The organism is Streptomyces sp. NPDC051664, assembly GCF_044453545.1.
GTDB lineage: Bacteria > Actinomycetota > Actinomycetes > Streptomycetales > Streptomycetaceae > Streptomyces.
Genome location: NZ_JBITCU010000002.1, coordinates 136,173 through 159,824 on the forward strand (window position 1 = coordinate 136,173; position 23,652 = coordinate 159,824).

Here is a 23,652-nt window from a genome sequence, read left to right on the forward strand (position 1 = left end):
CCCCCACGGGGCGCGGCGGCCGCACACCTCCGGAGGATCGTCCTAGGGTGTGCCCATGACCACCAGGTACGCGGCGCTGTTGCGCGGGATCAATGTGAGCGGCTACAAGAAGGTCCCGATGGCCGAACTCCGCACGCTGCTCACGGAGCTGGGCCATGCGGACGTCCGTACGTACCTGCAGAGCGGCAACGCCGTCTTCAGCAGCGCGTCGGGCGACGAGGACGCGCTCACCGCACAGCTCGAGCAGGCCATCGAGGAACGCTTCGGCTTCGCCGTCCCGTGTCTGATCCGGAACGGCCCCTATCTCGCATCGGTCGCCGGCGCCTGCCCGTTCCCGGCCGCCTCCCTCGAGGGCAAGCAGCTGCACGTCACCTACTTCGACCGGCCGGTGGACGCCGCACGCTTCGCCGCGATCGACGCCGACTCCTTCCGCCCCGAGGAGTTCCGGCTCGGCGACCGTGCGCTCTACCTCTATGCCCCCGACGGACTGGGCCGCTCCAAGCTCGCCGCGGTACTCCACCGCCCCTCCCTCACCAAGGGCCTCACCGCCACCACACGCAACTGGAACACCGTTGCCAAACTCGTGGAGATGACGCGTGACTGAGCCGCAGCCCGGCGTGGCCGCCGCCGTCGAGGGCGAGCTCCGGCTCCTCGACCCGCTGGTGCGCTGCTCCGCCGATCTCCTCGTCCAGGTGCTGCACCCGGAGTTCCGCGAGATCGACACTGCCGGCCGCTTCTGGGACCGCGACGCGACCGTCGCCTCGCTGACCGCGGACGAGGCCCCACGGCCCGGACAGCTCACCGCATCACGGATGCACGGAGTCCAGCTCGCCGACGAACTCGTCCATCTGACCTTCGACTCCGAGTCCAAGGGGCTCCGGGCCCACCGCAGTTCACTGTGGCGGCGGACCGAGCGCGGCTGGCTCCTCTACTTCCACCAGGCCACGCCGTTCATCGCCGAACCGACCGACGGCTGACGGCGTCCCGACAGCGATCGACTGCCGTCAGCCGCGCGTGACGCGCTGCGCCCGCGCCGTCCACCGGCCGTACGGGCGATCCGCACCGGATGCCCGAAACAGTGGCTGACCTGATCCGTGGTCAGCACGTCGTCGGCCGGACCCGAGGCCACACACCGCCCCGCCCGAAGCAGCAGCGCATGCGTGGTGGAGGCGGGCAGTTCCTCGAGATGGTGCGTGACCAGGACCGTCGCCAGCTCGGGGTGGGTGTTCCTGGCGCAAGGTGTCGAGGGCGTCCAGCAGCTGCTCGCGGGCGGCGAGATCCAGACCGGTGGCCGGCTCGGGCCCCGGTGGGCGGCCTTCGACAGGTCCGACCCCCCGCATAGGATCTGAACGCCACTATGTGTCACACGGCCGCACCGGACGGAGCCAACATGCGCTACATCATCGTGGGAGCGGGCGCCGTCGGCGGCGCCATAGGCGGGCGGCTGGCCGAGGCCGGCCACGACGTCGTCCTGGTGGCGCGCGGCGCGCAGTACGAGGCGCTGCGCACGGGCGGTCTCCGGCTCACCACGCCGGACGGCCCGCGTACCCACCCCCTCCCTGTCGTCGACCGCCCCGACGCACTGGACCTGACCGCGGACGACGTACTCGTACTCGCCGTGAAGACACAGGACAGCACCGCCGCGCTCGACGCCTGGAGCGTCAGGCCGGTGGCGGGCGGCGGTACCGCGGGCGAGTGGCTGCCCCTGATCTGCGCCCAGAACGGTGTGGAGAGCGAACGTCTCGCGCTGCGCCGCTTCCGGCGTGTGTACGGCATGTGCGTCTGGCTGCCCGCCACCTTCGTCGAAGCCGGCGAGGTGTCCGCGGCCGGAACGCCGCTGACCGGCATCCTGCACCTGGGGCGCTACCCCACCGGGACCGACGAGACGGCCCGGCTGATCGCCGCCGACCTGGAGAAGTCGAAGCTGCTCGCCCCGGTCGTGCCGGACGTGATGCGCTGGAAGTACGGCAAGCTGCTCTCCAATCTGGCCAACGCGATCGAGGCCGTCACCGGTCCGCTCACCGGAGACGACGCCGTCGCCCTGTTCGAGCGGGCGCTCGCCGAGGGCCGGGCCGTGCTGGCGGCCGCCGGTATCGAAGCGGTCGGCCAGGAGGAACAGGCGAAGGCGCGCGGCGACCGGATCCGCTTCGAGCCGTTCGACGGCTCCCCGCGCGGCGCCGGTTCGTCCTGGCAGAGCCTCAGCAGGGGAACGGGCACGATCGAGGCCGACTATCTCAACGGCGAGATCGTGCTCCTCGGCCGGGAGCACGGGGTGCCCACACCGGTCAACGACGTACTCCAGCGCACCGCGAATGCCTTCGCGCGGGAGCGGCGGGAGCCCGGATCGATGTCGGTGGCCGAACTCACCGCACTGATCGACGCGGCCTCCTGACCGGGCCAAGGCCCGGCCGCTGTCGCTTTTCTTCAATACCCGTGGCGGCGGCCGCTCTAGCGTGCTGTGCATGAAGAACGAGCACGCTCACCTGACCGAATGTGCCGCCGAGTCGGCCCGTATCGCCCGCGCCGTCCGCGCCGAACAACTGGACGCTTCCGCCACGCCCTGCAGCGACTGGGAGGTGCGCGGGTTGATCAACCACTGGGTGCTCTACACCTCGTACGGACTGGAGCACCGCGCCCTGCGCAAGGACCTTCCCGACGAGCTCACCACCCGTGACTTCACCGCGGATGCCGACTGGGCGGAGAAGTACGCGGCGCAACTGGACCGCGCCGTCGCGGCCTGGTCGGACCCGGCCGTCTGGGAGGGGGAGATCGACCTCGGGGGTTCGACGTCCCCGGCGTCCGAGATCGCCGCCATGCTCATCGAGGAGACGGCCCTGCACGGCTGGGACGTGGCCCGGGCAACCGGGCAGGAGTTCCGGCTCTCCGATGCGGCGGCAGCCTTCGTCCTCGATGTCGTCGACGGTTCCGCGGCGCTCTACCGGCAGTACGACGGTTTCGCCGACGAGGTCCCGGTGTCCGATTCGGCGCCGGTGTTCGAACGGGCGCTGGCCCACAGCGGACGCGACCCGCACTGGACCGCTGTCTAAAAGTGGCCCATCCGATCGAGTGGGGAATGGCCCGGAGGTGTACGCCAATTCCCGGATAGGCTCGACGCATGACCACTCACCGCACCCCGGCTACGGGCAGGACCGCCGTCGACTTCTACTTCGACCCGGCCTGCCCGTTCGCCTGGATCACCTCCCGCTGGATGCTGGAGGTGGAGCAGCAGCGCGACATCGAGCTCCGTTTCCACGTCATGAGCCTCTTCCTGCACAACGTCGGCAATGAACTCCCCGACTGGTACCGGGAACTGGTCGACAAGTCGATCGGCCCGGTGCGGGTCGCGGTCGCCGCGGCCGCCGACCACGGCGACGGTGTGCTCCGGGAGCTCTACACCGCCTTGGGAACCCGTATCCACGTACAGAAGAACGCGGACTTCGACGAGGTGGTCGCCCAGGCGCTCGCCGAAGTGGGGCTGCCCGACGGACTTGCCGGGGCCGCGCACTCCACGGCGTACGACGAGGCGCTGCGCCGCAGCCACGACGCGGGCAAGGACCCGGAGGCCGACGCCTATGTCGGCACCCCCACCATCCATGTCGACGGCGGCGTCTGGTTCGGCCCGGTCCTCAACTCCGCCCCGCGTGGCGAGGAGGCGGCGAGGCTGTTCGACAGCCTCCGGGTGATGGCGGGCTACCCGGACTTCTTCGAGCTCAAGCGCACCCGCACGGGCAGCCTCGACTTCAGCTGACAGTCGCCTGCTCTCGCCGGTACTTGCTGTTGCCGGTCAGGCGGTGAGCGCCGCCACGCGTGGCACGCACGCCTCGTCGTAGCGCCGCAGCAGCAGCCGTGCCAACTCCGGCGACGGGCCGAGCACGTCGGCCAGCACGTCCGCCCCCGCCCCCCGGGCACCCGCAGCGATACGGTCCGGGAGGCGGCCGGGCGCGATGACGTACGGCGCCACCGCCACACGGCGCACGCCCTCGGCCCGCAGGGCCCGTACCGCGTCCTCGGTACGGGAGAACCCCGCGGGAGATGCCGCGGAGGCGAACGCAGGCCGCACGGAACACCAACCGGTGTGCCGCAGCTCCCGCGCGATTTCAGCGATCACTGCGATCGCCTCCGGGTCTGTGGAGCCCGCCGAGGCCAGGACGAGCCCGGTCGAGCTTCTGTCACCGGGACGGATCCCGGCTGCGTACAGCCGCTGTTCCAGTGCGGAGTTCAACAGCGGTGACGGGCCGAGCACTTCGGCCTGTCGGATGTGCAGCCGCGGCAGTCCGGTCCGGGCCTTGTGCAGCACCGTCGGGATGTCGGACTTGGCGTGGAAGGCCCGGGTGAGGAGCAGGGGGAGCGCGATGACGTCCCTCGCTCCGTCCGCGGCCAGCCGCTGAAGGACCTGCGGCACCGACGGGGCGTTGAAGTCCAGGAAGCCGGTCTCCACCCGCAGGCCCGGCCGCAGCGACCGGACCCGCGCGGTGAGCGCGTGCACGGTCGCCGCGTGCCGCGGATCGCGGCTGCCGTGGGCGATGACAAGGAGAACGGGGGAAGCCATGACAGTACTCAGTTCTTGACGAGGAGGCCGCGGCTGCGCAGCACCCACCGCTCCAGCGGGCTGAAGATCAGCAGGTCGATGGCGATGCCGACGATCAGGATCAGGAAGATGGCGAGGAACACCATCGACATGCTGCTGGTCTCCCGGCCCTGCTCCAGCAACTGCCCCAGGCCCACGCCCAGATCGGGCGACGAGGCGATGATCTCGGCGGCCATCAGCGAGCGCCAGGAGAACGCCCAGCCCTGCTTCAGCCCCGCCAGATAGCCCGGCAGCGAGGCGGGCAGCACGATGTGCCAGGTACCGCGCAGCCCGGTGGCGCCCAGCGTCTGCCCCGCCCGCAGATGAAGCGGCGGGATCTGGTCGACACCGGCGACGAGACCGTTGGCGATCGACGGGACGGCGCCCAGCAGGATCACCGCGTACATCATCTTGTCGTTGAGCCCCAGCCAGAGGACCGCGGGCGGCACCCAGGCCACCGACGGCAGCGACTGGAGACCCGAGAGCACCGGTCCGATCGCCGCGCGCACCACCTTGACGCGCGCCACCAGCAGCCCGAGCGGAGTGCCGATGACAAGCGCCAGAAGGAAGCCGAACAGGCCGCGCGAGACGCTCGTCCAGATGTAGTCGAGCAGGGTGCCCTGCGCCCAGGCGTCGCTCACCTCGTCCCAGACCTGGGAGGGCGACGGCAGCTTGTAGTCGTCGGTGACCTTCGCCCAGATCAGGATCTGCCAGACGACCAGGACGAGCGCGATGGCCGCGACCGGCGGCAGGACCTTCTGCACCAGCACCTGGCGCACCGGGGTGCGGCTCACCCGCACCGCGTCGAGTGCGTCCAGACCCGCCTCGAGGCCGGCCAGATCCTGGGCGGCGTCCTTGACGGCGGCGTCCTCGGTGGTGGTGGTGTCAGTGCTGGCCATGTCGGCGGATCTCCCCACGCAGTTGTTCCGTGATCTCGACGGACAGCTCCGCCACCGCGGTGTCCTCGATGCGGCGCGGCTGGTCGATGTCGACCGTCCACTCGCGGGCGATCCGGCCTGGCCGCGACGACAGCAGGACGACCCGCTCGGCGAGCCGGACCGCCTCCCGTACGTTGTGCGTGACGAAGAGGACCGAGACGTTCGTCTCGCGCCAGATCCGGGTCAGCTCGTCGTGCAGCACGTCCCGGGTGATGGCGTCGAGTGCGGCGAACGGCTCGTCCATCAGCAGCAGTTGACTGTCCTGGGCGAGCGCACGGGCCATCGCCACCCGCTGGCGCATGCCGCCCGAGAGTTCGTGCACCCGCTTCCCGTACGCCCCGCCGAGCCGTACGAGTTCGAGCAGCCGCTCCGCCTCCGCACGGCGGTCGGACTTGGGTACGCCGCGCAGCCGCAGCGCGAGTTCGATGTTCTTGCCCGCAGTCAGCCACGGGAAGAGGGCGTGCTCCTGGAACATCAGGGCCGGCCGCCCGCCGGGGGTCTCGATGGACCCCGCGGTCGGGCGGTCGAGTCCGGCCACCAGGTTGAGCAGCGTCGATTTGCCGCACCCGGAAGCTCCCAGAAGGGTGACGAACTCGCCGGGAGCGACATCGAGCGTGATGTCGTCCAGGACGAGCTGCGTCCCCTCCGGTCCGCCGAAGGACTTCGAGACGTGCGCGATACGGGCGGCGTGCCCGGCCGACACACGGTCCTCGGCCTTGGTGAGAGTGGTCGTCGCCATGGTCGTCACCTCCTGGGAGATCCTGGATCGGTCGGGGGTTACTTGACGCCGAGACCGGCGTCGGCGACCTCGGGCTTGCCCGCGGCCTTGAGGATCTTGTTCAGCGGCTTCAGGTCGTAGATGCCGTTCAGGTCCGTCTGCTCCAGCAGACCGGCCTTGACCGCGTGCTTGGCCTCCGTGTCGAGGGTGGCGGCCAGCGGGTCATCGGTGAACTGGACGGACTTCCACGCCGGGTCGATGACCTCGGGCGGCAGCGCCTTGCCGGACAGCTCCTTGAGCGCCGCGTTGGCGGAGGCCTTCGCCTTGTCCGGGTTGGCGTTGATCCACGCGTTGGTGTTGACCGAACCGCGCAGCACCGCCTCGACGACGTCCGGGTGCTCGCTGAGGAACTTCTGCGACACGATGATGTTCGTGATCACGAACTTCTTGTCCGGCCAGAGAGTCGACTCGTCGAGGAGCACCTTGGCGCCCTGCGCGACCAGCTTGGAGGCGGTCGGCTCCGGGACCCAGGCACCGTCGATGGAACCCGCCTTGTAGGCGTCCGGGGTCACCTTGTTGTCCGTACGGACAACGGAGACGTCACCCTTGCCGCTCTGGGCGTCGACCTTCCAGCCCTTCTCGGAGATCCAGTTGAGGAACGCCACGTCCTGGGTGTTGCCGAGCTGCGGGGTGGCGATCTTCTTGCCCTTGAGGTCGTCGAGGGTCTTGATCTTCTTGGGGTTGACGACCAGCTTCACACCGCCGGACGCCGAACCGCCGATGATCCGCAGGCTCTTGCCCTTGGACTTGGCGAAGCCGTTGATGGCGGGGGAGGGGCCGATGAAGCCGATGTCGATCGACCCCGCGTTGAGCGCCTCGATCTCGGACGGCCCGGCGTTGAACGTCGACGGCTTGACCGTCGTGCCGCCGAGCTCCTTGGCGATCAGGCCTTCCTGGATGCCGACCAGGGCGGTGGCGTGCGTGAGGTTCGGGAAGTAGCCGATCTTCACGGTGTCCGCTGAGAGCTTCTTTCCGCCGGAGGAGACGTTCGCCTTCTTGGCGTCGTCGTCCTTCGCCTCGGAGCCGTAGCCGCAGGCGGTGAGCGCCACGGCGAGCAGCGGCAGAGCGGCGGCAGCGGCGAGGCTGCGGCGCAGGGTGATACGGGTGGCAGGCACGGGAGGCTTTCCTCTCGTTGGCCCGGTACTCGCGTCCCTCGTCGGTTACGGGGACGTGGCCGGGAAGTCGGCATGTCTTCGTCTGAACTGGCGGTACAGGCGGTGCGGTTGGTGCAAGCGGGCGCGCAGGCAGTGCGCGTACGTCATCGCGCACATCGCGCAACCCCGCCCTGGCCGCTGCCGAGGGTGCCGCTGCCGACGCGACCACCCTCCTTCGCGAATGTCGCGAAGACGTCGATACTCATCAGAAGTCCCATTCGGCGTCGTCGGCGGCGGTTTCCTCACCCGTGGCCGCGGCGGCGAACGCCTCGCCCGCCATGCCGGCCGTGAGCGTGGTCCCGTCCGCCGGGTCGATCAGCAGGAACGAACCGGTGCGGCGCGAGTCCGCGTAGGCGTCGAGCGCCAGCGGTTCGGCGGTACGGACGACGACCCGGCCGATGTCGTTGGCGACGAGCCGGCCGGGCGCCGGGTGCTGCGAGAGGTCGTCCAGCGTCAGCCGGGACGGGATGTCCTTGACGATCGCCTTGACCGTGCGGGTGGTGTGCTTGAGCAGTACCCGCTGGCCGACGGCGAGCGGCTGGTCCGCCACGTGGCAGACGGTCGCCTCGACGTCCTGGGTGACTGCCGGTGCGTCATCGGCCGGTGCGATCAGGTCACCGCGCGAGACGTCGATGTCGTCGGCCAGCCGGATGGTCACCGACTGGGGCGCCCAGGCGATGTCCACGCTCTCGCCGAGCGCGTCGATCCCGGCGATCGTCGACGTACGGCCGGACGGAAGGACGGTGACGGTCTCGCCCACGCGGAACGCGCCGGCGGCGATCTGGCCCGCGTAGCCCCGGTAGTCGGGGTGCTCGGCGGTCTGCGGCCGGATCACGTACTGGACGGGGAAGCGTGCGTGGCAGGCGGTGAGGTCGTGGCTGACCGGCACCGTCTCCAGGTGCTCCAGCACCGTCGGACCGCCGTACCAGTCCATGTGCGCGGACGGCTCCACGACGTTGTCACCGGCCAGCGCGGAGATCGGGATCGCGGTGATCTCCGGGACGCCGAGCGAGGCCGCGTACGCGGTGAACTCCTCGGCGATGGCGGCGAATACGGGCTCCGCGTAGTCGACCAGGTCCATCTTGTTGACGGCGAGGACCACGTGCGGCACCCGCAGCAGCGCGGCGACGGCGGCGTGCCGGCGGGTCTGCTCGACGACACCGTTGCGGGCGTCGACCAGGACGACGGCGAGCTCGGCGGTCGAGGCACCCGTCACCATGTTCCGGGTGTACTGCACGTGGCCCGGGGTGTCGGCCAGGATGAACCGGCGGCGCGGCGTGGCGAAGTAGCGGTAGGCGACATCGATGGTGATGCCCTGCTCGCGCTCGGCCCGCAGCCCGTCGGTCAGCAGCGCCAGGTCCGGCGCTTCCTGGCCCCGGTTGCGCGAGGCGTGCTCGACGGCCTCCAGCTGGTCGGTGAGGACCGACTTGGAGTCGTGCAGCAGGCGTCCGACGAGGGTGGACTTGCCGTCGTCGACGGACCCCGCGGTGGCGAACCGCAGCAGGGTCGTGGTCGACAACTGCTCGGATACGGTGGTCATCTAGAAGTACCCCTCGCGCTTGCGGTCTTCCATCGCGGCCTCGGACATTTTGTCGTCGGCGCGTGTCGCGCCCCGCTCGGTGAGCCGGGAGGCGGCGATCTCGGTGATCACGGCGTCGAGCGTCGTGGCGTCGGAGTCGACGGCGCCGGTGCAGGACATGTCGCCGACGGTGCGGTAGCGCACCTGCCGGGTCTCGACCCGCTCGCCCTCCTTGGGGCCGCCCCAGTCACCGGCGGTCAGCCACATCCCGGAGCGGTTGAAGACCTCCCGCTCGTGGGCGAAGTAGATCTCCGGGAGCTCGATGCCCTCGCGCTCGATGTACTGCCAGACGTCGAGCTCGGTCCAGTTGGAGATCGGGAAGACCCGAACGTGCTCGCCGGGGGCATGCCGGCCGTTGTACAGCTGCCACAGCTCGGGGCGCTGGCGGCGCGGGTCCCACTGGGAGAACTCGTCGCGCAGCGAGAAGACCCGCTCCTTGGCGCGCGCCTTCTCCTCGTCGCGGCGGCCGCCGCCGAACACGGCGTCGAAGCGGTGCTGCTGGATCGCCTCGGTCAGCGGCACGGTCTGCAGCGGGTTGCGCGTGCCGTCGGGGCGCTCGCGGAGCTTCCCGGCGTCGATGTACTCCTGCACGGAGGCCACATGCAGCCGCAGCCCGTGCTCGGCGACCGTGCGGTCGCGGTACTCCAGGACCTCGGGGAAGTTGTGTCCCGTGTCGACATGCAGCAGTGCGAACGGCACCGGCGCAGGCGCGAACGCCTTGAGCGCCAGATGCAGCATCAGGATGGAGTCCTTGCCACCGGAGAACAGGATCACCGGTCGTTCGAACTCCCCCGCCACCTCACGGAAGATGTGCACCGCCTCGGACTCCAGGGAGTCCAGGTGGCTGAGTGCGTACGGATTGTCGGTGCCTTCCGACACAGTCGCGACAGTCGTCACGCTGCACCCCTCTCGCTCAGCAGCGCATACAGCTCCGCCGCGGACTCCTGCACGGTCTGCTGGTGCGACTCGATCCGCAGGTCCGGCGACTCGGGCGCCTCGTACGGGTCGTCGACCCCGGTGAGCCCGCGGATCTCGCCCGCCGCCTGCTTGGCGTAGAGGCCCTTCACATCGCGTACGGAGCACACCTCGACCGGAGTCGCGACATGCACCTCCAGATACGCGGTGTCCTCCGCCTGATGGCGCTTGCGTACGGCGTCACGGCTGTCCGCGTACGGGGCGATGACCGGAACCAGCACCTTCACGCCGTTGGCGGCCAGGAGTTCGGCGACGAAGCCGATCCGCTGGACGTTGGTGTGCCGGTCCTCGCGGGAGAAGCCGAGCTCCGCGGAGAGGAACTCCCGGATCTCGTCGCCGTCGAGCACCTCCACCCGGTGGCCCTCGCCACGCAGCCGGCCGGCCAGTTCGTACGCGATGGTGGTCTTGCCCGCGCTCGGCAGACCGGTCAGCCAGATGGTGGCTCCCGTCTCCGTCACGCTCATCGAAGTCTCCTGATCAGTCGTCATCAGCCGTGCAGCCCGCACTCGGTCTTACCCCGTCCGGCCCAGCGGCCGGCGCGCGCGTCCTCGCCCTCCAGCACCCGGCGGGTGCAGGGCGCGCAGCCCACGGAGGCGTACCCGTCCATCAGCAGCGGGTTGGTGAGGACCCCGTGCTCCGCGACATACGCGTCCACGTCGTCCTGCGTCCAGCGGGCGATCGGCGAGATCTTGACCTTCTGCCGCTTCTCGTCCCAGCCGACCACTGGGGTGTTCGCCCGGGTCGGGGACTCGTCGCGACGCAGCCCGGTCGCCCAGGCCGCGTACGAAGTCAGGCCCTCCTCGAGGGGCTTGACCTTCCGCAGCTTGCAGCACAGGTCGGGGTCGCGGTCGTGCAGCTTCGGCCCGTACTCGGCGTCCTGCTCGGCGACGCTCCGACGCGGGGTCAGCGTGATGACATTGACGTCCATCACGGCATCCACCGCGTCGCGGGTCCCGATCGTCTCCTCGAAGTGGTAGCCGGTGTCGAGGAAGACCACGTCGACGCCCGGGAAGGCGCGGGAGGCGAGGTGCGCCACGACCGCGTCCTCCATCGAGGAGGTGACGCAGAACCGCTTGCCGAAGGTGTCGGCGGCCCACTTCAGGATCTCCAGCGGGGAGGCGTCCTCCAGCTCCCGGCCCGCGCGCTCGGCCAGGCTCTTGAGGTCATCGGTCGTCAGAGTGTCCGTCATGTCCCGTCCCCTTCAACGTCGTTGCGCTGCAGTCCCCGGGTCAGCAGACCCAGGAACTTGAGCTGGAACGCGCGGTTGCAGGAAGCACATTCCCAGGCCCCGTGCCCGGTCTCGTGCGGGCGCAGGTCCTCGTCCCCGCAGTACGGGCAGTAGAACGGTGCGGCGCGGCCGCTCATGACAGCGACTCCGCACTGGCCCGCGCCGCCCATGTCGCGAACCGCTCGCCGTCCTCGCGCTCCTTCTGGAACCGGCCGAGCACCCGCTCGACATAGTCCGGCAGCTCGGCCGAAGTGACCTTCAGGCCACGGACCTTGCGGCCGAAGCCGGCCTCCAGACCCAGTGCGCCGCCCAGGTGTACCTGGAAGCCCTCGACCTGGTTGCCGTCGGCGTCCAGGACGAGCTGGCCCTTGAGGCCGATGTCCGCGGTCTGGATACGGGCGCAGGCGTTGGGGCATCCGTTGACGTTGATGGTCAGCGGCTCGTCGAAGTCCGGCAGACGGCGCTCCAGTTCGTCGATCAGCGAGGCGCCGCGCGCCTTCGTCTCGACGATCGCCAGCTTGCAGAACTCGATGCCGGTGCAGGCCATCGTGCCGCGCCGGAACGGCGAGGGCTTCACCTGGAAGCCGAGCGCCTCGAGACCGGCAACCAGGGAGTCCACCTGGTCCCGCTCCACGTCGAGGATGAGCATCTTCTGCTCGACGGTGGTGCGCAGCCGGTCCGAGCCGTGCGCGGCCGCCAGGTCGGCGATCTTGGCCAGCGTGGTGCCGTCCACGCGGCCGACCCGGGGCGCGAACCCGACGTAGAAACGGCCGTCCTGCTGCTCGTGGACACCCACGTGGTCGCGCCAGCGGTTGCTCGGCTGCTCGGGGGCGGGGCCGTCGAGCAGCGGGCGCTTCAGGTATTCGTCCTCCAGCACCTGGCGGAACTTCACGGGGCCCCAGTCGGCCATCAGGAACTTCAGCCGTGCGCGGGTGCGCAGCCTGCGGTAGCCGTAGTCGCGGAAGATCCCGATGACTCCGGCCCAGACGTCCGGCACCTCGTCGAGGGGCACCCAGGCGCCCAGTCGCTCGGCGAGCCGCGGGTTGGTGGAGAGTCCGCCACCGACCCAGACGTCGAAGCCGGGACCGTGCTCGGGGTGGACCACACCGACGAACGCGATGTCGTTGATCTCGTGCACCACGTCCTGCACCGGCGAGCCGGAGATCGCGGTCTTGAACTTGCGCGGCAGGTTGGAGAATTCCTTGCTGCCGATGTAGCGCTCGTGGATCTCGTCGACTGCGGGCGTGCCGTCGATGATCTCGTCGGCGGCGATCCCCGCCACCGGGGAACCGATGATCACCCGGGGGGTGTCGCCGCACGCCTCGGTGGTGGAGAGCCCGACGGCCTCCAGCTTCTCCCAGATCGCCGGGACGTCCTCGATGCGGATCCAGTGCAGCTGGATGTTCTGCCGGTCGGTGATGTCCGCGGTGCCGCGCGCGTACTCCTGCGAGATCTCGCCGATGACCCGCAGCTGCGCAGTGGTCAGCCGGCCGCCGTCGATCCGCACCCGCAGCATGAAGTACTTGTCGTCCAGCTCCTCCGGCTCCAGGACCGCAGTCTTGCCGCCGTCGATCCCGGGCTTGCGCTGGGTGTACAGACCCCACCAACGCATGCGTCCACGCAGGTCGTTCGGGTCGATCGAGTCGAAACCCCGCTTGGAGTAGATCGTCTCAATGCGTGTCCGCACATTGAGACCGTCGTCGTCCTTCTTGAACTGCTCATTGCCGTTGAGTGGAGTGTGGTGCCCCACGGCCCACTGGCCTTCGCCACGGTGGCGTCCGGCCTTGCGGCGAGGCGTGGTGGTCGCAGGCTGTTCCGGGGTAGCGGCCATGACAGTACGTCCTTCGGGACTGCAGGAGGGCGGCTCTGAACTGCACACTCGCGCTGAGGCGCGGCGGTGCGCAGGCGTTGCAGAGAAAGGGGGATCGCGGCGGTGCTGGGACTCTCAGCCCGCCGGACAGATGGCGCTGGACATGCGGCCGAAGTCGACGTGGCGTCGACTCACCAAGGCAATTCCAGTTCCAGACATGACGGAAGCGTGTCACGCGCCTCTCGGGACAGTCCACCGCTATCCAGGATGTGGACGAGACTGTCCCGATAAATGAGACGGTGTGGCCGCCGTCACCTCGCCCGCCTGTGTCACGGCGTCCGTAATGGAGGTAATGGCCGAAACGTGCCGCTCTACCGCGCGGCGCCGGGCCATGGCCCCGGCGTCGCCACGTCCGCCTCCAGCTCGACCTCGGTGTCGAAGAGCCTGAACCCGCGGCGCAGATAGTTGTCCATGGCGTGCGGGCCGTCCTTGGAGCAGGTGTGCAGCCATACCCGCTTCGTCGGCGGCCGCTCCGGCCAGCGCTCCGCCAGGTCCCAGGCGCGCGCGGCCCCGTACGCGAGAAGGTGACCGCCGATCCGGCGCCCCCGGAAAGCCGGGATCAGGCCGAAGTACATGATCTCGACCACGCCGTCGTCCTGCGGGTCCAGCTCGATGTAGCCGGCCGGGGTCCCGTTCTCGTACGCCACCCAGGTCTCCGCCCCGGGCCGGTCCAGGGCCTCCTGCCACTCGGCGTATGTCATCGAGAGCCGGTCGGTCCACTGGACATCGCCGCCCACCGCCGTGTACAGGAAGCGGCTGAACTCCGGCAGCGGCACCGCCGACCGTACGATCCGGACGTCACCCTCGGGGGCCGCGGCGGCCCGCAGGTCGTCGGGGGAGGTCTGTTCCAGGGACCAGACGGTCACCTCGGCGGCGGAAGGTGCGGGCTCAGGGTTGCTCATGCCTGCCAGGGAACCATGCTGTACAGCTCTGGCCAAAGCCTGTCCCGCCGCCTGGACTGCGACTCCGATCACGGCCCGGCTCCGGTCACCGCCCGGCCGACCGCGCGCCGCCAGCCCGGCTCCGGTGCCGACCCGGCTCCGGTCACGCCGTCGTACGGGCCCTGACCACCACCGGCGCCGTCGACCGCGGCAGCAGATCGCCCGGGTGTTCCGGATGGATCACCTCCACCGCGACGCCCTCACCGAAGCGGTACGGCCGGTGCGCCAGCACCTCGGCCAGATGGCGTCGCAGCCGTGAGATCTCCGCCCGCACCGTCACCGTCCGGGTCGCATCGCCGAAGATGTCCTCCGCCAGCTCCGACGCCGTACGCCCCTCGGGGTGCAGCGCCAGCGCGTACAGCAGCTCGGCATGGCGAGGCGAGAGCCGCTGGGTCGACGAGCCGACCGGGCCCGTCACCGTGACCGTGAGGCCGGGCGGCCGACTGAGATCGAGGACCACCCGGCGCGGCGGCGCATCCGACGGTTCGTCCGTCACCTGCACCAGCCAGCCGCCGGGCAGCGGCTCCACCCGGCACATACCGAGCGACGGCAGCCACACCCGGCCGGCCTGCAGTGACTTCGGCAGCGGCAGCCGGTCGACCGGCGGCATTCCGGTGACGGCGGCCAGCCAGCCGTGCGGGTCCACCGCCAGGGCCCGGCCGCCCAGCCGGGCGAGGAGCGGGGCCGCAACCGACCGCAGCCGGTCGACCGCGACCAGATGCCGGGTCCGGATCTCGTTCTCGGCGAGCCGGGCCACCGAACCGACCAGTGCCAGCGTCATCGGATGGAACGTGGTCGCGGGGCCACTGATGTCGACGATGCCGATCAGCCGGCCGTCGCGCGGGTCACGGACCGGGTTCGCCGCACACGTCCAGGAGTGCAGACTGCGGACGAAGTGCTCCGACGAGTGGACCTGGACCGGGGCGCGCGAAGCGAGCGCCGTACCGATCGCGTTCGTGCCCGTGATCGTCTCGGCCCAGGACGCACCCTCCTCCAGACAGATGCCGTCGGCCCGGCGCAGCACCCCCGGGTTTCCCTGCCGCCACAGCACCCGGCCCTCGGTATCGGTGACGACCATGATCTGCTGCGCGGTGTCGGCGATGGAGACCAGACCGTCGCTGAGCAGCGGCATCACCTCACCCAGCGCGGAACTGCGGCGCCGGTGCTCGATCTCGTCCGTCTCCAGCAGCACGCTCTGGGTGGACTGCTCGGGGTCGATGCCGCTGCGCAGCACCCGATCCCAGGAGGCGCCGATCTCGGCCCGTGGTGCGACGGGCGGGCGGTCGCCGGCGAGCCTCGCCTCCCGGGCCTTGTGGAGTAAGCGCGTGGCCCGGTCCGAACCCAGGGCGGCCAGCCGTGTCACCTCGACCTGACTTGTCTCCACCGTCGAACCCCCCAGCTGCCGGAGCCGTCCACGGCCCGCCGCTTCCATCCTGCCGTTGTGGGGTTCCCGATACTGCGCACTCCACACACTCGTTGCAACCCTTTGCAACTCTGGCGGTCGCGTGTCCATACGTACGAGAGTGGCCTGATACCGCGCGGCGGAGCCTGTGCCCCGCTGTTCGGTGTGCACAGCATGAAGGGTGGTGCCGTGTCGGCGCAGCACCACCCTTCGTCGCTGTTCCACCTCAGGGCGCGACCGGACGGGCCCGCTCCACGATCGAGGCCAGGTCCAGACTGTGCGGCAGCGTCCCGAACGCCGAACCCCAGTCCCCGCCCAGCCGTGACGCACAGAACGCGTCGGACACCTCCGGCGGCGCCCAGCGCACCAGCAGCGAACCCTGCAGCACCAGTGCCATCCGCTCGACGAGCCGCCGGGCCCGCGCTTCGATCCCGTTCAGATCGGCCAGCTCGGTCAGCATGTCCTTGATGGCCCCGTCCAGCCGGTGATCCGCGCCGCGCGCCCTGCCGACCTCCTGCAGGAACGCGTTCAGCGCCTGCGGCTCGCGCTGCAGCGCCCGCAGCACGTCCAGCGCCTGTACGTTCCCCGAGCCCTCCCAGATCGAGTTGAGCGGAGCCTCGCGCAGCAGCCGCGGCATCCCGGACTCCTCGACGTAACCATTGCCGCCCAGACACTCCAGCGCCTCGCCGGCCAGCGGTGTGCACCGCTTCGTCACCCAGTACTTCGCCGTCGGCACCGCGATCCGCAGGAAGGCCCGCTCCGTCTCCGTATCGGCGTCGTACGCGGCGGCCAGCCGCAGCGCCAGCACCGTCGCCGCCTCCGACTCCAGCGCCAGATCGGCCAGCACATTGCGCATCAGCGGCTTCTCGATCAGCACCCCGCCGAACGCGCTGCGGTACGTGCTGTGGTGGATCGCCTGCGCCACCGCCTGCCGCATCAGCGCCGCCGAGCCGAGGACACAGTCCAGCCGGGTCGCGGCGACCATCTCGATGATGGTGCGCACCCCGCGCCCCTCGTCACCGACCCGGCGTGCCCACGTCCCGTCGAACTCGACCTCGCTCGACGCGTTGGACCGGTTGCCCAGTTTGTCCTTGAGGCGCTGGATCGCGAACGCGTTGCGGGTGCCGTCCGGCAGCACCCGGGGCAGCAGGAAGCACGTCAGCCCGCCGGGCGCCTGCGCCAGAACCAGGAAGCCGTCGGACATCGGCGCCGAACAGAACCACTTGTGCCCGGTCAGCAGATACTCGCCGTCGGCCGACAGCGGCTCGGCCCGCGTCGTGTTGGCCCGCACGTCGGAGCCGCCCTGCTTCTCCGTCATGCCCATTCCGAAGAGCACGCCGGTCTTCTGCGCGGGGGGCCGCAGCCCCTCTTCGTACACCCACGACGTCAGGCGTGGCTCCCACTCGGCGGCCAGCACCGGATCGGTCCGCAGCGCGGGCACCGCCGCGTGCGTCATCGACAGCGGGCAGCCGTGCCCGCCCTCGGGTTGCGTCCACACCAGGAACCCGGCGGCGCGCCGCACATGACCGCCCGGCCGGCCCCAGGCATCGGTCAGCCCGGCGGTGACCGCGTGCCCCAGCAGCCGGTGCCAGGCCGGATGGAAGTCCACTTCGTCGATGCGATGCCCGTACCGGTCATGGGTACGCAGTTTCGGCGGGTACTCGTTCGCCTGCGCACCCCACCGCTGGACCTGAGCGGACCCGGCGGACCGGCCCAGCTCGCCGAGCTCGTCGCGTGCACCGGCGAGCAGCTCGGGTGCGAGGTGCCGCTCGACGGCCTCGGTGAGCGCGCGGTCGGCGGCGAAGACGTCGTAGTCGACCAGGGGCGGGACCTGGTTGGACACTGTGTGGGTGGTGGCTGCCATGCCGATACGGTAAGGACGTGCAGGCAGCAAATGAAACACCCGAGCGGCCACCCGGGCGGCTCCACCGGGCCCGAGTCCTCTACCGCAACGTATCCAAGCGGCAGATGGTCTGGCAGTTGCTCAAGGACACCGTCAATTCGTGCATGGAGTACCGCATTCTGGGGCTCGCGGCCGAGGCGGCGTTCTTCACCCTGTTGTCGCTTCCGCCGCTGCTCCTCGGACTGATCGGACTGCTCGGTTACGTCGATGAGTGGACGAACACCACCACGGTCGCGTCCATCGAGAGCAACATCCTCAACGCGGCGCAGACGGTCCTGTCCGAGCGGGGCGTCAACGACTTCGCCAAACCGCTCCTGGCGGACGTCACGACCGGTGCGCGCCCCGATGTCATCTCCATCGGCTTCGCGATCGCGCTCTGGTCGGGGTCCCGCGCGGTGAACGTCTTCATCGACACCATCACCGTGATGTACGGCCTCGACGGCCAGCGCGGCATCGTCAAGACACGGCTGCTCTCGTTCCTGCTGTACATCGTGGCGCTGCTGCTCGGCGCGGTCGTGCTGCCGCTGCTCGTGGTCGGCCCCGACCGGGTCGTGGAGTTCATCCCGTGGGGCACGGAGGTCATAAGCGTCTTCTACTGGCCCCTGGTGATCCTGCTGTCGATCGCGTTCCTGACGACGCTCTACCACGTGTCCGTGCCGGTCCGTTCGCCGTGGATCGAGGACGTGCCGGGTGCGCTCGTGGCGTTCGTGATGTGGGTGGTCGGGAGCTTCCTGCTGCGGATCTATCTGACCAGCACGGTCGAGGGGCCGACGATCTACGGCTCGCTCGCCGCCCCGATCGCCGTGTTGCTGTGGATCGGCATCTCGGCGTTCGCGGTGCTGGTGGGGGCGGCGGTCAACGCCGCCATCGACCGTGTGTGGCCCTCGCTGGCGACGGCGGCGGCGCGTGCGGCCAACGACCGGGTACGGGCGGCCCAGGCCGCGGAGCTCCTGGCGCGGGCGCAGGCGGAGAACGCCGAGGCGGACTGGGACGACATCGACGAAGGCGACACCCCCTATATGCCGTCCGAGTTCCCTGAGCGGTGGTCGAGGTTCCTGCCGCCGGACGATGTGAGGTCCAGGCTGCGACAGCCGAGAGGCGACAAGATGTCCAAGGACGCGGAGCGGGAGGGGAAGAGGCCCCCGAAGCCGCGGCCGTAGTGCCGCAGGTGTCGCGCCGGTCGACCGGGAAACCGACTCGGTTGCCGGGACAGCCCTTAGCGTGTGAGGTATGGGTGAAAGCTACGCAGAGCGGGAGTCCCGCTTCGACGGGGCGATCGTCTGGACGCGGGACGTGCCGCAGGGGCCCGTCCGGCCCGTGCTGCCCGACGGCTGCATGGACCTGCTCTGGATCGACGGCCGGCTGATCGTCGCCGGGCCCGACACCCATGCGTACGAACCCGCCGAAGGGACCGGCGGCCGGTTCACCGGCATCAGGTTCGCCCCCGGCACCGCCCCGGCCCTCCTCGGCGTACCGGCGCACGAACTGCGTGACCTGCGGGTCGACCTCGCCGATCTGTGGCCGGGCGCCCAGGTGCGCATACTCACCGAGCGCATCGCCGACGCCGACGACCCCGCTGCCGCACTGGAGTCCCTGGCGCTGCGGCGGGCGGCCGCCACCGGGCCGCCGGACCCGCTGATGCGGTCCGTCGCCGGGCAGCTCGCGCAGGGGCGGTCGGTCGTCGCCACCGCGCACACGGCCGGTCTCGGCGCCCGGCAGTTGCACCGCCGATCGCTGGCGGCCTTCGGCTACGGGCCCAAGACCTTGGCCAGGGTCCTGCGACTGCAGCGCGCACTGGGACTCGTACGGACCGGCATGCCGTACGCCGACGCGGCGCTCGCGGCGGGCTGCACCGACCAGGCGCACCTCGCGCGGGAGATGCGCGAACTGGCCGGTACGACCCTGACCGCCTACTGCGAGGCGCTGGCGAAGAGCGACACCGCGCAGCCGTCCGGGTCGAGGACCACCGCGTAACGCTGCCCCCACACGGCGTCCCATGGCTTCAGATGGCCCTGGTACCCGGCGCCGGTCAGGTCGTCGTACACCGCGTCCACCTCCGCCGGGCTGTCGCAGACGAACGCGAGCCCGACCCGGTCACCTCCTTGCGAACCGGCCCACCCGGGGTCGAAGGAGCGGATGACGTCCTCGGTGTCCCACAGGATGCGCTGTCCGTTCGGCAGGGTCACTTCGACATGGGGTGCGGAGTCCGCTCCGGCGGGGATGTCGAGCCCGAGCCGGCGGTAGAAGGCGAGCGATGCGGCCAGATCCGCGGTGGTGATGCCGATCGCGTCGAGTCGTGGAGTCATGGTCCGAACGTAGAGCGCGGCCGCGCGGCGGGTCTTGTACGAATCGGTCATGCGCTGAACCGGCGTGGGTGGGCCCGTGAAAATCGACTTCGGCACACTGGCCGTCGGCGATCCCGCGGTCGATCTGCTGCCAGTGTGGATGTTCCTGCCCGCCGGGGCGGGGGACGTCTTCCGGGCAGTGCTCGACGTCGACGACGCGACCTGGGCACGGGGGCGGGGCTGGGCACCGGCGAGTTCCCCGCCCGTGCCCGACGACCCGTACTTCCACGACCCGGCGCGGGTGAGCGCCGCCTTGTATCGCCTCGACGAACTCGGCGCCGACCTTTAGGGCCTCTCGTCTGGATCAGGCTGGGCTCGCGGGGTCCGGCACGCGCATCTGCCGCGTTGTCGTCGGTCTTCCCCGAGCTCTCGGCTTCGCTCGAGCAGGGGAGACCCCATTCGCTCCGCGTGGACTCCTTCCTCCGCCTTGCGGCTGCACGCACCACGGTGACATCAGCCGCTCCCTGATCCAGCCCGATCCGAACGAAAGACCCTGGACCGTTCGGATCGGGCCCACTCGGCCCGATCCGAACGGGACAGCCCTCAGCCCAGGCAGTCGCCCGGGGAAGTCCCCGGGTCCGTCAGCGCCAGGCCCAGTTGGGCGCGCTCGGTGATCCAGCGGGCCGGGCGGTAGCGCGGGTCGCCGGTCGTCGCGTGCAGTGCCCGGTGCAGTTCCAGCATCCGGTCCGCGCCGATCCGGTCGCCCCAGGCCAGCGGCCCCACCGGGTAGCCGAGACCGGTCGTGACGGCCAGATCGATGTCGGCCGGGGTGGCGAGGGAGCGTTCGGCGATCGACGCGGCGACGGACACGATCGAGGCCAGCAGCCGCTGCGCGACCGAACCCGCCGTGTCCCGTACCACCGAAACCGCGTACGCCTCGCCGTCGTCCTCCGCCGCCCGGGCCAGCACCGCGCGGGCGTCCCGTGCGGCAGCCGGGTCCGCCGCCGCCGTCACGGCGAGTACCCGGCGGCGGCCGGCCGGAGCGAGCGGGTCCACTCCGAAGGTGCGGCCGGCGGGCAGCCGGTACGCGGCGACCGCGGCGGCCACGGTCGTGCCCCAGACCGGGACCAGCACCAGGGCGTCGGCGGACGGCTCGGCGCCGGTCTCGACGGTGGCGCCCGCCGCGGCCAGCGCCTCTCGCAGCGCGGCCGCGTCGGCGTCCGCCGTGTCCCCGACGACGTACACCGGCCGGTCCGCATCGCCGGTGACGGGCGGCTCCGGAGCGGCGGCGGGCGCGTCGGAGGCGTACGCGAACCAGCCGTGCCCGGTCTTGCGGCCGTGCAGCCCCGCGGCTACCCGGTTCGGGGTGAGGTACGAGGGGCGGAGGCGGTCCGCGTACCGGAAGCCCTCCCAGATCGAGTCGATGACCGCGGCCGTCACATCCAGACCGGTGAGGTCCATCAGCTCGAACGGGCCCATCCGCAGGCCGAGCACGTCACGCGCGATCCGGTCGATGCCTGCCGGGTCGGCGACCGACTCCTCCAGCAGTGCGAGCGCCTCGGTCACCAGACCGCGACCGGCGTGGTTGACGAGGAAGCCGGGGGTGTCGGCGATCGTCACCGCCCGGTGCCCGCAGCCTTCGACGAGCGTGGTGAGGGCCGGTGGGATCTCCGGGCGGGTGGCCGCGCCCGGCACGATCTCGACGATCTTCATCAGCGGCACCGGGTTGAAGAAGTGCAGCCCGGCCAGGCGGGTCGGGTCCTTCAGCGTCGCGGCGATCCGGGTGACCGACAGGGAGGAGGTGTTGGTCGCGAACACGGCCGAGGCGGGCAGTGCCTGCTCCAGCCGGCCGAAGACCTCCGCCTTGGTGCCGAGGTCCTCCCGCACCGCCTCGATGACCAGCTCGACGTCCGGCCCGTCCGCCCACGGATCATCGAGCGGAACGAGCCGTTCCAGGGTGGCGGCGCAGTCCTCGGCGGACAGTCGGCCCTTCTGTACGGCACGGTCGAGCATGGACCGTACGAAGCCGAGGGCCGCGGTCACCGCCTCGGTCCGTACGTCGCACAGCTCGACGGTGTGTCCGGCGGTCGCGGCCCACTGGGCGATGCCACGGCCCATGGCTCCGGCGCCGACGATCCTGATACGCATGGCAGTTGGGGTCCTCTCGGGTGCGGGTGAGCGGGTGCAGTCGTCTGTCTCAGCGAAGATTGACGCGCAGTCGTCTCAGCGAAGATAGACGCGTTCGGGGTCGACGTCCTCACGCAGCAGCCGCAGCTCCTCGGCGGTGGGCGGCGGTACGGTCTCCACCGTGTCGGCGACGGACAGGTCCCAGCCCGTGGCCGCCCGTACCTGTTCGACCGTGACACCCGGCTGGACGGCGACCAGCCGCAGCTCCTCGCCGATACCCGCGCGGGCCAGGATGCCCAGTTCGGTGATGACCCGGGTGACGCCGATGCCCAGCGGCCGGATGCCCTCGGCGAGCGCCCGGTCCGGTCCGGGCGTGGTGCAGAAGTCGAGGGCCGCAGTGAAGGAGCGCGGGGTGTGACGGCGCATCACCACGAACACCTCACGGGAGTTGGCCATCACCTCGACGCCGCCGCCGGAGCCGGGCAGCCGGACCGTCGGGCTGTCCCAGTCGCCGATCACGGAGGTGTTGAGATTGCCGTGGCGGTCGATCTGCGCGGCCCCCAGGAACCCGACGTCGATATGGCCGCCCTGCAGTACACAGCCGAAGAGCGCCGGCATGGAGAGGACCGCCTCGGCGCCCGTGATGAGGACGGCGTCGGCGATGGTCTCCGGCAGCTGGGAGGGGTGCGCGCCGCAGACCCCGGACTCGTACACGACCTCGATGTCCGGAGCGACCGTCAGACGGGCCAGTTCCGTGGCGAGGGTCGGCAGGCCGATGCCGGCGAACACGGTGCGGCGCGCGACCAGTTCGCGCGAGGCGACGACGGAGAGCAGCTCCGACGAGGTGACGGTGGTCATGCCCTGCTCCTTCTCGTGTCCCGTACTCACAGTCGCCGCCCGTAGTTCACCGGTTCGCTGAGCGCCGCGCCGACCGCCAGACCCGCCCAGAACTCGTCGCCGAGCCTGTCGACGTACTGGGAGTGGTCGGCCGTCCCGCGCACCCACTCGTCCAGCCACTCCTGCAGCCGCTGCGGATCCTTGCTGATCTGCGACCAGGCCCGGTAGAAGGCGTTGTCCCGGTCGTAGTACCCCTGTGCGAACGAGGGGTGCGCGCCGCGTGGGCAGGCGACGACGGCGTCGACCGCATGGGCCGGGACGAGCGTACGGTTCGGGTCCGAGCGGATCACCTCGTCGTCGACTATCTCCTCCACGACGACGATCGCCTTGTCCGCCGCGTACACGGCCTCCGCCTGGATGCCGGTCAGGCCCCATATCTGGGTGTTGCCGCGGCGGTCGGCCCGCTGTGCGTGGATGATCGTGACATCCGGGTTGACGGGCGGCACCACATAGATCTGCTCGGATCCGCCGTCCGGGCCCGGGTAGGGCGAAGTGACCTTCCGCAGATCGCTGTTGACGGACGGCAGATCGCTGCCGCCGTACGAGCGCAGCGGATAGAACGGCAGCCGCTGGGAGCCGGCGAGATAGCGGCAGATCATGCCGTAGTGGCTGTACTCCTCGAAGACGAGCGGCGCCGGATCGCCGGTCTCGACGCGCCGCCGCAGCTCGCCCAGCGAACCGGCCGAGGAGTTGCCGACGAAGGAGGAGACCAGCCGTGAGACGCACCCCGCGGCGATCATCTGGTCGACGACGATGTCGGCGGTCATCCGGACGACGGTGAGGTCGCGGCGGCCCTGGCGGATGATCTCGTGGCCCGCGGCGGTCGGGATGAGATGGGTGAAACCTTCGAGGCAGACGGTGTCGCCGTCGTGGACGAAGGAGGCGATGGCCTCCCTCATCGACAGCGTCTTGTCCGCCCTGTCCGTTGTGGCCACGGTGCTCCTCTGCGTGTGCGTGCGCGTCGCCCCACCGTGCCAGCGGTCATTGATTGCTGTCCAATACCAAATT

Annotated in this window: 25 protein-coding genes and 1 pseudogene; 8 read left to right on the plus strand and 18 right to left on the minus strand. The window is 70.5% G+C overall.

Features of this window, described 5'->3' with window-relative positions; translation table 11 throughout:
* The first annotated feature begins 55 nt into the window (after nt 1-55).
* The gene (locus ACIA8E_RS03895) at nt 56-604 is read left to right on the plus strand and encodes a DUF1697 domain-containing protein (RefSeq protein ID WP_399294117.1); all 549 of its coding nucleotides are present in this window, start codon (nt 56-58) and stop codon (nt 602-604) included.
* Complete coding sequence (locus ACIA8E_RS03900) at nt 597-977, plus strand: DUF4440 domain-containing protein (RefSeq protein ID WP_399294120.1); 381 nt, start codon at nt 597-599, stop codon at nt 975-977. The genes ACIA8E_RS03895 and ACIA8E_RS03900 overlap by 8 nt, the downstream gene beginning before the upstream one ends.
* Here ACIA8E_RS03900 and ACIA8E_RS03905 read toward each other — a convergent pair.
* Nucleotides 929-1,298, minus strand: a pseudogene (locus ACIA8E_RS03905) (hypothetical protein); the annotation flags it as partial. The gene ACIA8E_RS03900 and the pseudogene ACIA8E_RS03905 overlap by 49 nt on opposite strands.
* 92 nt (nt 1,299-1,390) lie before the next feature.
* Here ACIA8E_RS03905 and ACIA8E_RS03910 point away from each other — a divergent pair.
* From ACIA8E_RS03910 to ACIA8E_RS03920, 3 genes are all read left to right on the plus strand, one after another.
* The gene (locus ACIA8E_RS03910) at nt 1,391-2,392 is read left to right on the plus strand and encodes a ketopantoate reductase family protein (protein ID WP_399294123.1); all 1,002 of its coding nucleotides are present in this window, start codon (nt 1,391-1,393) and stop codon (nt 2,390-2,392) included.
* A gap of 70 nt (nt 2,393-2,462) precedes the next feature.
* Complete coding sequence (locus ACIA8E_RS03915) at nt 2,463-3,047, plus strand: TIGR03086 family metal-binding protein (protein ID WP_399294126.1); 585 nt, start codon at nt 2,463-2,465, stop codon at nt 3,045-3,047.
* 68 nt (nt 3,048-3,115) lie between these two features.
* Nucleotides 3,116-3,748, plus strand: a complete 633-nt coding sequence (locus ACIA8E_RS03920; RefSeq protein WP_399294129.1) for a DsbA family protein — start codon at nt 3,116-3,118, stop codon at nt 3,746-3,748.
* A 36-nt stretch (nt 3,749-3,784) separates the two neighbouring features.
* Here the strand turns inward: ACIA8E_RS03920 and ACIA8E_RS03925 are convergent, their stop codons facing one another.
* From ACIA8E_RS03925 to ACIA8E_RS03985, 13 genes are all read right to left on the minus strand, one after another.
* The gene (locus ACIA8E_RS03925; protein WP_399294132.1) at nt 3,785-4,549 is read right to left on the minus strand and encodes a sirohydrochlorin chelatase; all 765 of its coding nucleotides are present in this window, start codon (nt 4,547-4,549) and stop codon (nt 3,785-3,787) included.
* 8 nt (nt 4,550-4,557) lie between these two features.
* On the minus strand, nt 4,558-5,466 hold the full coding sequence (locus ACIA8E_RS03930) for an ABC transporter permease (protein WP_399294135.1): 909 nt from the start codon (nt 5,464-5,466) through the stop codon (nt 4,558-4,560).
* Nucleotides 5,453-6,244, minus strand: a complete 792-nt coding sequence (locus ACIA8E_RS03935; RefSeq protein WP_030974941.1) for an ABC transporter ATP-binding protein — start codon at nt 6,242-6,244, stop codon at nt 5,453-5,455. Before ACIA8E_RS03935 ends, ACIA8E_RS03930 begins: the two co-directional genes overlap by 14 nt.
* A gap of 38 nt (nt 6,245-6,282) precedes the next feature.
* Nucleotides 6,283-7,398 (minus strand): ABC transporter substrate-binding protein, encoded by a 1,116-nt coding sequence (locus ACIA8E_RS03940; RefSeq protein WP_399294139.1) that lies wholly within the window; start codon nt 7,396-7,398, stop codon nt 6,283-6,285.
* A 244-nt stretch (nt 7,399-7,642) separates the two neighbouring features.
* Nucleotides 7,643-8,977 carry a sulfate adenylyltransferase subunit 1 gene (locus ACIA8E_RS03945; protein ID WP_399294141.1) on the minus strand — a complete coding sequence of 445 codons (1,335 nt, stop codon included), beginning with the start codon at nt 8,975-8,977 and terminating at the stop codon, nt 7,643-7,645.
* Nucleotides 8,978-9,913, minus strand: coding sequence for a sulfate adenylyltransferase subunit CysD (cysD, locus tag ACIA8E_RS03950; RefSeq protein ID WP_093775719.1), 936 nt, complete (start codon nt 9,911-9,913; stop codon nt 8,978-8,980). It lies immediately after the preceding gene.
* Nucleotides 9,910-10,479 (minus strand): adenylyl-sulfate kinase, encoded by a 570-nt coding sequence (gene cysC, locus ACIA8E_RS03955; RefSeq protein WP_399294145.1) that lies wholly within the window; start codon nt 10,477-10,479, stop codon nt 9,910-9,912. The genes cysD and cysC overlap by 4 nt, the downstream gene beginning before the upstream one ends.
* Nucleotides 10,479-11,180: a phosphoadenylyl-sulfate reductase gene (locus ACIA8E_RS03960; RefSeq protein WP_399294148.1), complete on the minus strand. Its 702-nt coding sequence runs from the start codon at nt 11,178-11,180 to the stop codon at nt 10,479-10,481. Before ACIA8E_RS03960 ends, cysC begins: the two co-directional genes overlap by 1 nt.
* Nucleotides 11,177-11,356 (minus strand): hypothetical protein, encoded by a 180-nt coding sequence (locus ACIA8E_RS03965; protein ID WP_267000524.1) that lies wholly within the window; start codon nt 11,354-11,356, stop codon nt 11,177-11,179. The genes ACIA8E_RS03960 and ACIA8E_RS03965 overlap by 4 nt, the downstream gene beginning before the upstream one ends.
* Nucleotides 11,353-13,050: a nitrite/sulfite reductase gene (locus tag ACIA8E_RS03970; protein ID WP_399294151.1), complete on the minus strand. Its 1,698-nt coding sequence runs from the start codon at nt 13,048-13,050 to the stop codon at nt 11,353-11,355. The genes ACIA8E_RS03965 and ACIA8E_RS03970 overlap by 4 nt, the downstream gene beginning before the upstream one ends.
* Before the next feature lie 350 nt (nt 13,051-13,400).
* The gene (locus ACIA8E_RS03975; RefSeq protein ID WP_399294154.1) at nt 13,401-13,991 is read right to left on the minus strand and encodes a GNAT family N-acetyltransferase; all 591 of its coding nucleotides are present in this window, start codon (nt 13,989-13,991) and stop codon (nt 13,401-13,403) included.
* Nucleotides 13,992-14,133: 142 nt separating this feature from the next.
* Nucleotides 14,134-15,414, minus strand: a complete 1,281-nt coding sequence (locus ACIA8E_RS03980; RefSeq protein WP_399294157.1) for a GAF domain-containing protein — start codon at nt 15,412-15,414, stop codon at nt 14,134-14,136.
* 244 nt (nt 15,415-15,658) lie between these two features.
* On the minus strand, nt 15,659-17,296 hold the full coding sequence (locus ACIA8E_RS03985; RefSeq protein WP_399294160.1) for an acyl-CoA dehydrogenase family protein: 1,638 nt from the start codon (nt 17,294-17,296) through the stop codon (nt 15,659-15,661).
* Nucleotides 17,297-17,313: 17 nt separating this feature from the next.
* Here ACIA8E_RS03985 and ACIA8E_RS03990 point away from each other — a divergent pair, with 17 nt between their 5' ends.
* The gene (locus ACIA8E_RS03990; RefSeq protein WP_399294163.1) at nt 17,314-18,495 is read left to right on the plus strand and encodes a YihY/virulence factor BrkB family protein; all 1,182 of its coding nucleotides are present in this window, start codon (nt 17,314-17,316) and stop codon (nt 18,493-18,495) included.
* 70 nt (nt 18,496-18,565) lie between these two features.
* Nucleotides 18,566-19,309 carry a helix-turn-helix domain-containing protein gene (locus ACIA8E_RS03995; protein WP_399294166.1) on the plus strand — a complete coding sequence of 248 codons (744 nt, stop codon included), beginning with the start codon at nt 18,566-18,568 and terminating at the stop codon, nt 19,307-19,309.
* Here ACIA8E_RS03995 and ACIA8E_RS04000 read toward each other — a convergent pair.
* Nucleotides 19,246-19,692, minus strand: coding sequence for a VOC family protein (locus tag ACIA8E_RS04000; RefSeq protein WP_399294169.1), 447 nt, complete (start codon nt 19,690-19,692; stop codon nt 19,246-19,248). The two genes, ACIA8E_RS03995 and ACIA8E_RS04000, sit on opposite strands and share 64 nt — an antisense overlap.
* A gap of 25 nt (nt 19,693-19,717) precedes the next feature.
* Between ACIA8E_RS04000 and ACIA8E_RS04005 the strand changes: the two genes are divergently transcribed.
* Nucleotides 19,718-19,969 carry a hypothetical protein gene (locus ACIA8E_RS04005; RefSeq protein ID WP_399294172.1) on the plus strand — a complete coding sequence of 84 codons (252 nt, stop codon included), beginning with the start codon at nt 19,718-19,720 and terminating at the stop codon, nt 19,967-19,969.
* A 254-nt stretch (nt 19,970-20,223) separates the two neighbouring features.
* On the opposite strand, the gene ACIA8E_RS04010 is transcribed toward ACIA8E_RS04005, so the two are convergent.
* The 3 genes from ACIA8E_RS04010 to ACIA8E_RS04020 form a co-directional block, all read right to left on the minus strand.
* Nucleotides 20,224-21,768: a 3-hydroxyacyl-CoA dehydrogenase gene (locus ACIA8E_RS04010; RefSeq protein ID WP_399294175.1), complete on the minus strand. Its 1,545-nt coding sequence runs from the start codon at nt 21,766-21,768 to the stop codon at nt 20,224-20,226.
* A 75-nt stretch (nt 21,769-21,843) separates the two neighbouring features.
* A complete protein-coding gene (locus tag ACIA8E_RS04015) occupies nt 21,844-22,605 on the minus strand; it encodes a CoA-transferase subunit beta (RefSeq protein WP_399294178.1) in 762 nt (253 codons plus the stop codon).
* A 26-nt stretch (nt 22,606-22,631) separates the two neighbouring features.
* The gene (locus ACIA8E_RS04020) at nt 22,632-23,543 is read right to left on the minus strand and encodes a CoA transferase subunit A (protein WP_399295040.1); all 912 of its coding nucleotides are present in this window, start codon (nt 23,541-23,543) and stop codon (nt 22,632-22,634) included.
* Nucleotides 23,544-23,652: the final 109 nt, after the last annotated feature.

Bases quoted from the DNA above. Each gene is read 5' to 3' on its own strand.
- ACIA8E_RS03895 (WP_399294117.1), top strand. From the start codon at position 56: ATGACCACCAGGTACGCGGCGCTGTTGCGCGGGATCAATGTGAGCGGC.
- ACIA8E_RS03970 (WP_399294151.1), bottom strand. From the start codon at position 13,050: ATGGCCGCTACCCCGGAACAGCCTGCGACCACCACGCCTCGCCGCAAG.
- ACIA8E_RS03920 (WP_399294129.1), top strand. From the start codon at position 3,116: ATGACCACTCACCGCACCCCGGCTACGGGCAGGACCGCCGTCGACTTC.
- ACIA8E_RS04010 (WP_399294175.1), bottom strand. From the start codon at position 21,768: ATGCGTATCAGGATCGTCGGCGCCGGAGCCATGGGCCGTGGCATCGCC.
- ACIA8E_RS03930 (WP_399294135.1), bottom strand. From the start codon at position 5,466: ATGGCCAGCACTGACACCACCACCACCGAGGACGCCGCCGTCAAGGAC.
- cysC (WP_399294145.1), bottom strand. From the start codon at position 10,479: ATGACGACTGATCAGGAGACTTCGATGAGCGTGACGGAGACGGGAGCC.
- ACIA8E_RS03975 (WP_399294154.1), bottom strand. From the start codon at position 13,991: ATGAGCAACCCTGAGCCCGCACCTTCCGCCGCCGAGGTGACCGTCTGG.
- ACIA8E_RS03965 (WP_267000524.1), bottom strand. From the start codon at position 11,356: ATGAGCGGCCGCGCCGCACCGTTCTACTGCCCGTACTGCGGGGACGAG.
- ACIA8E_RS03960 (WP_399294148.1), bottom strand. From the start codon at position 11,180: ATGACGGACACTCTGACGACCGATGACCTCAAGAGCCTGGCCGAGCGC.
- ACIA8E_RS03915 (WP_399294126.1), top strand. From the start codon at position 2,463: ATGAAGAACGAGCACGCTCACCTGACCGAATGTGCCGCCGAGTCGGCC.
- ACIA8E_RS03910 (WP_399294123.1), top strand. From the start codon at position 1,391: ATGCGCTACATCATCGTGGGAGCGGGCGCCGTCGGCGGCGCCATAGGC.
- ACIA8E_RS03925 (WP_399294132.1), bottom strand. From the start codon at position 4,549: ATGGCTTCCCCCGTTCTCCTTGTCATCGCCCACGGCAGCCGCGATCCG.
- ACIA8E_RS04020 (WP_399295040.1), bottom strand. From the start codon at position 23,543: ATGAGGGAGGCCATCGCCTCCTTCGTCCACGACGGCGACACCGTCTGC.
- ACIA8E_RS04000 (WP_399294169.1), bottom strand. From the start codon at position 19,692: ATGACCGATTCGTACAAGACCCGCCGCGCGGCCGCGCTCTACGTTCGG.
- ACIA8E_RS03995 (WP_399294166.1), top strand. From the start codon at position 18,566: ATGGGTGAAAGCTACGCAGAGCGGGAGTCCCGCTTCGACGGGGCGATC.
- ACIA8E_RS03945 (WP_399294141.1), bottom strand. From the start codon at position 8,977: ATGACCACCGTATCCGAGCAGTTGTCGACCACGACCCTGCTGCGGTTC.
- ACIA8E_RS04015 (WP_399294178.1), bottom strand. From the start codon at position 22,605: ATGACCACCGTCACCTCGTCGGAGCTGCTCTCCGTCGTCGCCTCGCGC.
- ACIA8E_RS03935 (WP_030974941.1), bottom strand. From the start codon at position 6,244: ATGGCGACGACCACTCTCACCAAGGCCGAGGACCGTGTGTCGGCCGGG.
- ACIA8E_RS03985 (WP_399294160.1), bottom strand. From the start codon at position 17,296: ATGGCAGCCACCACCCACACAGTGTCCAACCAGGTCCCGCCCCTGGTC.